Source organism: Mycobacterium gordonae (assembly GCF_002101675.1).
GTDB classification, from domain to species: domain Bacteria; phylum Actinomycetota; class Actinomycetes; order Mycobacteriales; family Mycobacteriaceae; genus Mycobacterium; species Mycobacterium gordonae.
This window is the reverse complement of record NZ_LQOY01000189.1, coordinates 1-9,988: the sequence shown is the minus strand read 5'-3', so window position 1 is coordinate 9,988 and position 9,988 is coordinate 1. Positions and strand designations below refer to the sequence as shown.

Here is a 9,988-nt window from a genome sequence, read left to right as displayed (position 1 = left end):
TTATCTCTAGGAGAGGTAGATGAAAGTGGGTGTGACCAGCGGTGATACCGCCACGGTCATATCCATGACGGGGCCATAGTTCAACGGTAGAACGGGGCCTTTGCAAGGCTCAAATCGGGGTTCGATTCCCCGTGGCTCCACCTTTGGTCGGTACGGCCGGCGGTGACACTACGCCCGTCTGATCCGCCCGATGCCGGGCAGGAACCGGTCGACAGCCTCACAGTAGTCGCGGTAGGCCTGGCCGTGGGTGGCGGTGAGGTAGGGCTCTTCGATCAGGCGGACCTGCAGTTGACTACCGATGATGATCATCACGACGCCGGCGAGTGCAATACCGTTGGGAACCGCAAAGGTTAGTCCGATAACCATGACGTTGATCGACGTGTAGATGGGGTTGCGCACGATCGCGAAAATGCCGGTGGTGACCAGTGGCGGGCGTTCGGTGGGGTCGACAGTGGTGCGCCACGAAGATCCCATTGCGCGTTGGGCGCCGAACGCGGCGAACACGCCCAGTGCGGCGAGCATGATGCCGGCGACGCGGCTGGGCCCGTGGTCCAACAGTGGCACTGGCTGCAGGCCCAGCAGTTCGGCGATGGGGGCGGCGATGCCGGGCAGCAGCATGCCGGAGGCCAGGGTTCCTCGGGCCCACCACTGTTTGGGTGTGCGAGGGATGCGGATGCCGCTGTCGCCGGTGCGATGGCGTTGAATACGGGCTCGCACGTAGCCGTCGAGCAGCCAGAAAGCCGCGACGAGGAGCAAGGCGATGATGGCGTACATCGCGGACATCGTGGTCGGCTTTCGTGGTCGCGGGGGTGGCAGGTCAGATCTTTCGGGCGGCCCCGATGAAGAGGAGCCCGCGAAGGTGGTGTTCGATGCGGGCGGTGCCGTGCAGGCCGTGGCGGGCCAGTTCAGCGGCGAATTCGTCTGACTCGAAGCGGTTTTCGCGTGGGTGCACGGTGAATGTGCGGAACGCCCAGGTGTCGAGCATGCGGCGTGGAACTTCCTCGAACAACAGCAGCCCACCGGGGCGCAACACTCGGGCGATCTCGGCGACGGCCAGCTGCCAGTGCGGGACGTGGTGGATGATGCCGAAGTCAACGACGGTGTCGTGGCTGGCGGTCGGCTGATGGATGTCGCAGACATCGCCGACTGACAGGGATACGGGCCTGTGATGGAGGCGTTTGCGGGCGAGCTCGACCATGGTGTCGTCGAGGTCGAATGCGGTGACGTGGCGGGCCTGGAGCCGGTCGAGGATGACTTCGGAGCCGACACCTCGTCCGCAGCCGGTCTCGAGTACGTCCTGGCCGGTGAGGTCGCCACCGGCGAGGCGGCGAAACCATGCGGCTTCCCGATGGTGTTGATGGGCAGCCCGAATCGGGTTGTTCATCGCTGCCCGTTCGATGGTGTTGAGCTTCACCGCGCCACCTCAGCCTTCATCAATCGCAAGCGCTGTCATCGACTAATTCCGATCAATCTATGTTGTAGGCTATCATCGCGATATGTCGATGAAAAGTATGGGTGCTGCGCCGCCGAGTGCATCGCGCGACGAGTTGGCGGGGGCGGTGGCGTTGTTTCACAGTCTGTCCGATCCCACCCGGTTGGCGATCGCCCGCCGCCTAGCTGGTGGTGAGGCTCGGGTGGTGGATCTGACCGGTGAGTTGGGATTGGCGCAATCGACGGTGTCGTCGCATCTGGCGTGCCTGCGCGACTGTGGGCTGGTGGATTTCCGGCCCCAGGGCCGCGCCTCGGTGTATCGGCTGGCCCGGCCGGAACTGCTGGACATGTTTCGCGAGGCCGAGGCGGTGTTGGAGGCGACCGGCAACGCCGTCGCCTTGTGCCCCAACTACGGCCACCCGACTGAACGGAAGGTAGCGCGATGAGCGAGGCGTGCGGCTGCGGCAGCGACGACCGCAACGAAGGCGAGCAGGAACCCGAACGGCTCTGGGAGATCACCGAACTACGCGCGGCCGCAGCCGCGGGGGTGGTGCTGCTGGCCGGCTATGCGGTCGGCTGGTCCGGCGGCCCCCATGTGGTCGAAATCGGCCTGTATGCGCTGGCGTTGGCGATCGGGGCCTACACGTTCGTACCCTCGACGCTGCGCCGGTTAGCGCAAGGCAAGATCGGGGTCGGCACGCTGATGACGATCGCTGCCATCGGCGCGGTGATCCTCGGCGAGGTCGGCGAAGCCGCCATGCTGGCGTTCCTGTTCTCCATCAGCGAGGGCCTCGAAGAATACTCACTGGCCCGGACCCGCCGGGGACTGCGCGCGTTGTTGGCGCTGGTGCCCGACGAGGCCACCGTCCTGCGCGACGGCGCCGAAATCACCATCCCGCCAGCGGAGTTGCGGGTCGGTGACCGGATGCTGGTCAAGCCCGGCGAACGGGTCGCGACCGACGGCACCATCACCTCGGGGCGCACCGCACTGGATGTCTCGGCCATCACCGGCGAATCCGTTCCGGTGGAGGCCGGACCCGGCAGTGATGTGTTCGCCGGATCGATCAACGGCACCGGGGTGCTCGAAGTCGAGGTCACCTCCAGCGCTGCTGATAACTCGTTGGCCCGCATCGTGGCGATCGTGGAGGCTGAGCAGTCCCGCAAGGGCGCCAGCCAGCGCCTGGCCGACCGCATCGCCAAACCGCTTGTTCCGGCGATCATGGTCGCGGCCGCGCTGATCGCCGCCATCGGTTCCGTGTTGGGTGATCCGCTGGTGTGGATTGAACGTGCCCTGGTCGTGCTGGTGGCCGCCTCCCCGTGCGCGCTGGCCATCTCGGTGCCGGTCACCGTCGTCGCCGCGATCGGCGCCGCCTCCAAGCTCGGCGTCCTCGTCAAAGGCGGCGCCGCGCTGGAAGCCCTCGGCGCGGTGCGCACCGTCGCGCTAGACAAGACCGGCACCCTGACCGCCAACCAGCCCACCGTCATCGACGTCGCCACCACCAACGGCAACAGCCGCGACCACGTGTTAGATGTGGCGGCGGCGTTGGAGGCCCGCAGCGAACACCCGCTGGCTGCAGCGATTCTCGCCGCCACCGAGGGGCCGGTCCAACCAGCTGAGGATGTGGAGGCGGTGACCGGGGCCGGACTGCTCGGCCACCGTGACGGCCACCGGCTACGGCTCGGGCGCCCCGGCTGGCTCGACCCCGGACCCTTGTCCGAACACGTCGCGGCCATGCAGGCCGCCGGCGCCACCGCCGTGCTGGTCGAAGACAACGGTCAGGTCATTGGGGCGGTCGCGGTGGGCGACGAACTGCGGCCCGAAGCCGCCCAGGTCGTCGAACACCTGCGCCGCGGCGGCTATCAGGTCGCCATGCTCACCGGCGACAACCAAGCGACCGCCCAAGCCCTGGCCCGCCAGGTGGGGATCGATACGGTGCATGCCGATCTGCGGCCCGAAGACAAGGCGGCGCTGATCGGTCAACTGCGCCAACGCTCCTCGACGGCCATGGTCGGTGATGGCGTCAATGACGCCCCCGCTCTGGCCACCGCCGATTTGGGGATCGCGATGGGTGCGATGGGCACCGACGTGGCCATCGAAACCGCCGACGTCGCCCTCATGGGTGAAGACCTGCGCCACCTCACCCAGGCCCTGGCCCACGCGCGGCGAGCCCGGCGCATCATGCTCCAAAACGTCGGCCTCTCACTGGGATTGATCGCAGTGCTCATCCCGCTCGCCCTCACCGGTGTGCTCGGCCTGGCCGCGGTCGTCGCGGTGCACGAACTCGCCGAAATCGTCGTCATCGCCAACGGTGTCCGGGCCGGGCGCACCAAACCACTGGCACAGCCAGGCCGGGACCATGATCCGGTGGCCGAAGTAGCCGCCTCCGCGATATCGCGTTGACCACCGGCATCATCCATCGCGTAACCAGCCAGGCGAGGAGGTCAGCAAGGTGTGGTGTTTGCCGATGACTTATCACGCCTTTGCGTCACGGCCGGCAGCGGTCAGGCCGAGACTGTGCGCTCGCCGCCAGGCGGCCGCCAGGTTTGCGCTTCGGCTCTTGCCTGATACCTGGCAGAGGTACGTGCTGCATTCTTTGTTGTTGGTCTGCCACCGCAGTTCGGCGTAGATACGCAGGTATCTGCGCCGCAGGACGACCCGTCCGAGCGCACCACCACTGTCGTTCACCACACGGCATCGGCGGCCGCCTGCGGCGTGGTCCTGCTCAAGGGCTTGCCCCTGCTTGGTCCAGTGGACCGGCGCTTTCCACTGCTCGTCGCGGACCGGGGTGCGATTCCAGCCCACGATCGCGCCCGGTGTTTAGACCATCGTGAGGTGCCGGGCGCCGGGCCTGTCGCTTACGCCGAAGAGCGCGCCGCGTTGCGCGCCGGTGAGCAGCGTAATGTCGTCGAGTTCACTGGCGGTGTAGCCGCCGGCCGCGAGTTGGCCGAGTACGTCGCCGACGAGACGGGGCATCTCCTCGGCCACGCCGGGGCGGGGGCCATACATGCGGCCGGTCTCGTTGAGCAGCCGGAACATCGAGCGGTACTGGTAGTCGGAGAGCACACCTCGCTCGCGGGCCCGCACGACCAGCGACGACGCGCTCACACCCCAGGTGAGGCGCAGCTCATCGAGTTCATGCACGGCCCGCACTGACACGCGGTCCAAGTCAAAGCCGATGTCGGCGATGGGGGCGAGGAACTCGGCGGCGAAACTGTTGGCCCGCCGCTCGGCCTCGGCGGGGCTGACCAGCGTCATCGCATCCATGACCAGGTGGCCGAGTTCGTGGGCCAGCGTCATCCGCATGCGGTCGGGCGGCCGGGCCGCGTTGACGTACACCAGGTGCGGGTGATACTCGCTTGCTCGCAGGGTCACCGCGTCGATCTCGTCGTCGAGGAAACCATCGACCACAACGAACACCCCTGCGGCTTCGAGCAATTCGGTCATCGAGCGGATCGGGCCGGCGACGCGCCACAGGCGGCGCAGAACCTGGGCGACGGTGATCTCTCCGAGCTCGGAGGCGTAGTCGGCCGGGTCGAGATCGGGAAGCGCAAGCTTGGGGTTGATGTCGGCGCGGGACACCAGGCGGCCGATCCGCATCGCGACAAGATTCGCGCGCGCCCACACGCGGTCACGCTTCCACTCGGCCGCACTCAGGTTGGCCCGGAAGTGGCTGCCCTGGGCCGGGGACCGGGTGAAGGGCACGCACAGCGCTTCCGGGCGGCATTCCATGGCCTGCGCGTAGTCGAGCAAGGCCTTCCCTGCCAGGGGCAGCAGCCCCGCCTCGACCCTGCTGACGTGCGAGGCCGACACCCCGGCCTCGTCGGCCAGGCGCTTTTTCGACCACCCACGCGACAACCGGGTCAACTGCACCATCACGCTGTTCGCCGCGTCGTCGTACGGGTCCGGTGCCGTCACAGATCGCCTCCCCAACCGTCTCGGTGCTGTCTTTCGACACTAGCCCGCCGCCGCCGCGAATTCGCGCAGAAACACCGTTTGATCTGCGTTTTCCCAGTTCACGCCCACTAACGGACGTGGGGCGTGTGTGGCTGGTGTGACGATAGCGCAACTCCAGCCCGTGACGCCTGCAGACCGGCTGCTCCGTATGCGATCGGCGTGTCTTCCGGCCTCAAACTTTACCCCGGTCCGCACGATTCTATGCAAGGTTTTCGGCTGAAAGGCGGGGTCGTGACAGCTCCGATGGATCAACCCAACACACCCGACCGTCCGGTCTCCCGCAAGGAGGCCCGACGGCTGCTCAACCAGGTGGCGGTCGGGGTGGGGGCGATGCTGCTGGCCGCCGTCGATGACTGGAACGCCTTGTCGGCCCGGCACTCCGCACATCTGCGAACCGTGATGCAAGGGCTCGGGCGCGGCACATATGTTGCGGCCGCCGTCGCGGCGGGCACCGATGTGTGGCTGAGCACCCGCGGCATGCATCCACCCGGACACACGGTCGTCAAGCCCTACCGCTGGCCCGAGATCAACAGCCGCGGCAAGACGCACATGATGATCCACCACAACGAGATGGAACCGACCACCCCGCGGCGGACCGCGTTCTTCACCCAGGATTCGGCGACCCTGGGCCTGATCGGCGATCCCACCCATTGCGAGCTGACCTGGGACTACGACATCGTCACCGACACCCATATCCGCCGGATCTGGGTCAGCGCGCCGGGCGTCGACTGGGACCGCTTCGAGGTTCCGATGGCCAAGGTGCAGGCCCAATACGCGACGTGGCGCAAGCGCGACATGAAGTGGCTGCCCGGGGCACTTCCTGCCGACACCGCCGCAGCCGCGCCGATGCCGGCCCGCCAACCGCAGGAAGACCTGCGGCCCGACATCCAGGTGCGGCCCCGGCGCCCCGAGGAAACCCGGGATGCCGAGTGAAGGCGGCACCGGTGACCATCCACGGACGGGCGTCGTGGACGGTCGTAGACGCTTCAGGCCTACCGGTCGGGGAGGTCGAGCAGTTCCTGCACTGGCTGCGTGCGATCGGCCGGTCGCAGAACACCGTCCGCTCGTATGCGCGCCACCTGAGCTTGTTCTACCGGTGGCTGGGCGCACGCGGAATCGACTGGGACGCCGTAGTATTCGACGCACTGTGTGATTTCGTGGGGGCGCTGTCGGCCGGTTTGCCCCCGCTGCCGACCCGGTCCGGTAGCCGGGCGCCGGGAACGGTCAAAGCGGTGAGCGCGGCCGTGCGCGAGTTCTACGAGTTCCACCGCGTCGAAGGCCGCGGACCGCAGGATCTGGTGTTGACCCGCAACCCGTCGCGGCTCCCGCGCCGGGCACACAGCTTCCTGGCCCACATCGAGCAACGCCACCCCAGCGCGGTCTCCCGGTTGACCCGGCCGGGCAAGCAGCCGGCAGAGACCGTGCAGCTGATCGACTTCGAGGCCGACTTCGCGACGTTGCTGGCGGCGGCGTCGACCCACCGCGACCGGCTGCTGCTCTCCGCGCTCTATGACCTGGGCCTGCGGGTCGGGCAGGCGTTAGGCCTACGGCACGCCGACCTGGACCCGATGCGCAAGCGAGTGCAGGTGTGCCGCCGGGAGGACAACGCCAACGGGGCGCTGTCAAAGCAGCGAGCGCAATTCGCGGTGGCCGCGCCCCGCCGGTTCTTCGACCTGTACGCCGCTTACCTCCTCAGTGAGATCTCCGACCTGGACAGCGATTACGTGTTCGTCAACCTGTCCCGGCCCCCGGTCGGCGGGCCGCTGTCGTACTCGAACGCCTACCAGATCATCGAGCACATCGGCTCCGTAGCGGGCCTTGACGGGCTGCACCCACACATGCTGCGCCATACCCACGCAACTGCGCTGGCCAAGGCCGGATGGACGTCGGCTGAGATCGCTGCCCGGCTTGGCCAGTCGCACGCCGCCAGCGCCGACGTCTACATCCACCTCGCCAGCGACGATCTGGCAGACCGATTGCGCCGCACCGAGCAGCTGGTGTGGGCGCCACCGCAGCGCGAGGCAGGCCATGAGAAACATTGATTCCCACCCTGACTCCACGCGCAGAGGCCGCCGTTCGCCGCTACGGGTACCCGACGGGCCGTGGTGTCAGCCGACGTGGCAGGTGGTCGAACCGGCCGGAGACCGCCGCCGCCAGGCGGCGGACCCCTGCGCCGTCGACGCATGCAACAGCGAGCGGTACTGGCTGGGCGGCCCCCACTCCGCAGGCGCCGAGCGGCGCGGATTGTGCTACGCGCACTACTTCCAATGGTTCCGCGCCGGCCAGCCCGCCGACTTCACCGCATGGGCAACCTTCGAAGCCCAACCCGTCGGCGCCCCGCGCGGCCACCTCTCGGCCCAGATCGTCGACTTCCGGCGGCTACCGCAGATCGCGGCCGATGAGATCCGGTTCGTCGTCGCCACCAAGGTGCGCCGCGGCGACTGGACCCCCAACACCAGCCTCCGCCGCTTCTTGATGGTGCTCATCGACACCGCCGACGGCCGGATCACCGACTCCCTCACCGAGCGACCCGCCGGCGAGTGGCTTCTGCTGTGCCGGCAGCATTGGCCGCACGCGAGCTCGTTCGACTCCCTGTGCGCACCCTACATTCGGCGCTTCTTCCGACTCCTCGACGGCGCCACCAACCCGGACCCGTGGGCCGACGACCACTGGCACTGGCGAGACGGATTCGAATTCGTTCTCGACGCCACCCAATCCGGATCGACACACACCGCCGTGGACTGGTCGACGGTGACCGTGCCGTGGCTGCGTGACGCGGTCAAAGAACTCGCACGCCGGCAGCTCACCACCGCCACCCTGGCCTGGGGCACGCTGACCCAGTGGGTGCGCGCCACCCGCCAGCTCGCCCGGTTCCTCACCCGCGACGACGAATCACCGGAACCGTCCGCGGTGACCAGGCCGGTCTTCCTTGACTACCTGGCGTGGACCCGGCGACCGGACACCCAAGCGGACGCGCGGTTGGCCAATACCGCCGCCTACCTGCTGGAGTCGCTGCACGACACCCAGATCGTGCCCGCTCTCGGGTCGGCGGTGTTCCTCCGACGAGGCGAGAACGTGCACCGCAAGACCCGCAGCCCCCGCCCGTTCCCGCCGGACGTAATCGAACGCGTCGACACGCTGATCGTCGACAACCCCGCAACCGACCCCACCCTGCGGTCGATGATCGCCACCACCCGGTGGGCAGGCTGCCGCATCTCCGAACTGGTCGCCCTGCCCATCGACTGCCTGCACCGCTCCGACGCGGGCTACTGGATCGAATATTGGATGCCCAAAACCCGGGCCTGGCGCCGATTCCCCATCCCGGACAGCCTCGCAACCATCGTCCTCGACCAGCAGACCCGCGTGCGCGACACCTACGGCCCCGACGCCGAGCACCTATTCCCCGGCGCCCGGTCCAACGCCGCCGCCGGCCGCACCCAACCCTGGTCGACCAGCGGCCTGCGGCACCGCCTCGCCGCACTGTTCACCGAACACGGCATCACCACCTCGACCATCACCGGCGAGCCGATCTCCGGCGGCGATGTGCACCGCTTCCGGCACACCATCGGAACCACACTGCTCAACAACGGCTGGACCCAACAAGAAGTGCGCGACTTCCTCGGCCACCACAGCGACACCATGACCTCGGCATACGCCCGCATCACCGACGACACCCTGGCCCGCAAAGCACGTGAATTCTGGAACAGCGCCGCAACAGACACGACCAACACCGACGCCGACGTGGAGCGGCTCCGGGCCCGGTTCACCACCGCGCTGCCCAACGGATTCTGCACTCTCCCAACGGCGCAACGCTGCGAATTCCGGCCCAACCCCTGCCTCGACTGCTCCTTCCACGACCCCGGCGGCCGGGTCTTCCTCGGCGCCCATATCGCGCACCGCGACCAACTGCAACGCCTCACCGCCGACGCTCACGAGCGCGGCGACGCAGCCGCCGTCGAATTGAACACGGCGATGCTCGACAAGGTCTCCAAACTGATCAGCGAAATCGACCCGAACACCACGCAGGAACCTCAGTGAGCGCCGACGACCGCGAACGCCGCACCGCACGCCTGACCGCAGCAGCCGCCGCCCGCACCACCGACGCCACCGCCCGCGCCCGCCGCGCGATCACCCGACTGCGAAACACCGGTCAGCCCGTCACCTTCGTCGACGTCGCCCGCGACGCCGGTGTATCGACCAGCTTCCTCTACCAGCACAGCCAACTACGCGACGACATCACCAACCTCCGCACCACCACGACCACCACGGCGACGGCCGCAACAGGGCGCGCGGCAAGCCTGGAATCGCTACGCACCAAACTCGCCACCGCGATCGCCCGCAACCGTGAACTCACCGAACAACTCGCGCAGCTTCGCACCGAGAACGAAGCACTTCGCAGCCGACTCCTCGAATCCCGCATCCCTGCGGCGACACCGCATCCGTCATAGCCGGACCGGACCCAACCAGAACCAACGGGGCCACAGCGCAGCCCACCACCGTCGACGACTTCCTACAGATAACCCGGCCACGACGACGGACCTACGCCAAGCCGCGGCCCCGTCGTAGACGTCGACTCCACACGCCGCTCACCTAGAGATATCG

10 protein-coding genes and 1 tRNA gene are annotated in these 9,988 nt (G+C 67.9%); 7 read left to right on the top strand and 4 right to left on the bottom strand.

The window, feature by feature from the left end; all coding sequences use genetic code 11:
- The first annotated feature begins 69 nt into the window (after window positions 1-69).
- Window positions 70-140 (top strand) — tRNA-Ala (locus AWC08_RS24260).
- Window positions 141-168: 28 nt separating this feature from the next.
- Here AWC08_RS24260 and AWC08_RS24255 read toward each other — a convergent pair.
- Window positions 169-774, bottom strand: a complete 606-nt coding sequence (locus AWC08_RS24255; protein ID WP_197419930.1) for a methyltransferase family protein — start codon at window positions 772-774, stop codon at window positions 169-171.
- 43 nt (window positions 775-817) lie between these two features.
- Window positions 818-1,414, bottom strand: a complete 597-nt coding sequence (locus tag AWC08_RS24250) for a class I SAM-dependent methyltransferase (RefSeq protein ID WP_016895220.1) — start codon at window positions 1,412-1,414, stop codon at window positions 818-820.
- Window positions 1,415-1,496: 82 nt separating this feature from the next.
- On the opposite strand from AWC08_RS24250, the gene AWC08_RS24245 reads away from it, so the two are divergent.
- On the top strand, window positions 1,497-1,877 hold the full coding sequence (locus AWC08_RS24245) for an ArsR/SmtB family transcription factor (RefSeq protein WP_082658790.1): 381 nt from the start codon (window positions 1,497-1,499) through the stop codon (window positions 1,875-1,877).
- Window positions 1,874-3,832, top strand: a complete 1,959-nt coding sequence (locus AWC08_RS24240; protein WP_069435411.1) for a heavy metal translocating P-type ATPase — start codon at window positions 1,874-1,876, stop codon at window positions 3,830-3,832. The genes AWC08_RS24245 and AWC08_RS24240 overlap by 4 nt, the downstream gene beginning before the upstream one ends.
- 72 nt (window positions 3,833-3,904) lie before the next feature.
- Here the strand turns inward: AWC08_RS24240 and AWC08_RS24235 are convergent, their stop codons facing one another.
- On the bottom strand, window positions 3,905-4,234 hold the full coding sequence (locus AWC08_RS24235; RefSeq protein WP_016895224.1) for a hypothetical protein: 330 nt from the start codon (window positions 4,232-4,234) through the stop codon (window positions 3,905-3,907).
- 15 nt (window positions 4,235-4,249) lie between these two features.
- Window positions 4,250-5,347 carry an XRE family transcriptional regulator gene (locus tag AWC08_RS24230; RefSeq protein ID WP_016895225.1) on the bottom strand — a complete coding sequence of 366 codons (1,098 nt, stop codon included), beginning with the start codon at window positions 5,345-5,347 and terminating at the stop codon, window positions 4,250-4,252.
- A 270-nt stretch (window positions 5,348-5,617) separates the two neighbouring features.
- Here AWC08_RS24230 and AWC08_RS24225 point away from each other — a divergent pair, with 270 nt between their 5' ends.
- Genes AWC08_RS24225 through AWC08_RS24210 form a run of 4 tightly spaced genes read left to right on the top strand, consistent with a single transcriptional unit; the run spans window position 5,618 to window position 9,834 of the window.
- On the top strand, window positions 5,618-6,319 hold the full coding sequence (locus AWC08_RS24225) for a hypothetical protein (RefSeq protein WP_231752585.1): 702 nt from the start codon (window positions 5,618-5,620) through the stop codon (window positions 6,317-6,319).
- 11 nt (window positions 6,320-6,330) lie between these two features.
- Window positions 6,331-7,428 carry a tyrosine-type recombinase/integrase gene (locus tag AWC08_RS24220; protein ID WP_231752584.1) on the top strand — a complete coding sequence of 366 codons (1,098 nt, stop codon included), beginning with the start codon at window positions 6,331-6,333 and terminating at the stop codon, window positions 7,426-7,428.
- Window positions 7,415-9,424 (top strand): tyrosine-type recombinase/integrase, encoded by a 2,010-nt coding sequence (locus tag AWC08_RS24215; protein ID WP_078343183.1) that lies wholly within the window; start codon window positions 7,415-7,417, stop codon window positions 9,422-9,424. The genes AWC08_RS24220 and AWC08_RS24215 overlap by 14 nt, the downstream gene beginning before the upstream one ends.
- Window positions 9,421-9,834: a DUF6262 family protein gene (locus AWC08_RS24210; RefSeq protein WP_016895229.1), complete on the top strand. Its 414-nt coding sequence runs from the start codon at window positions 9,421-9,423 to the stop codon at window positions 9,832-9,834. The genes AWC08_RS24215 and AWC08_RS24210 overlap by 4 nt, the downstream gene beginning before the upstream one ends.
- The last annotated feature ends 154 nt before the right edge of the window (window positions 9,835-9,988 follow it).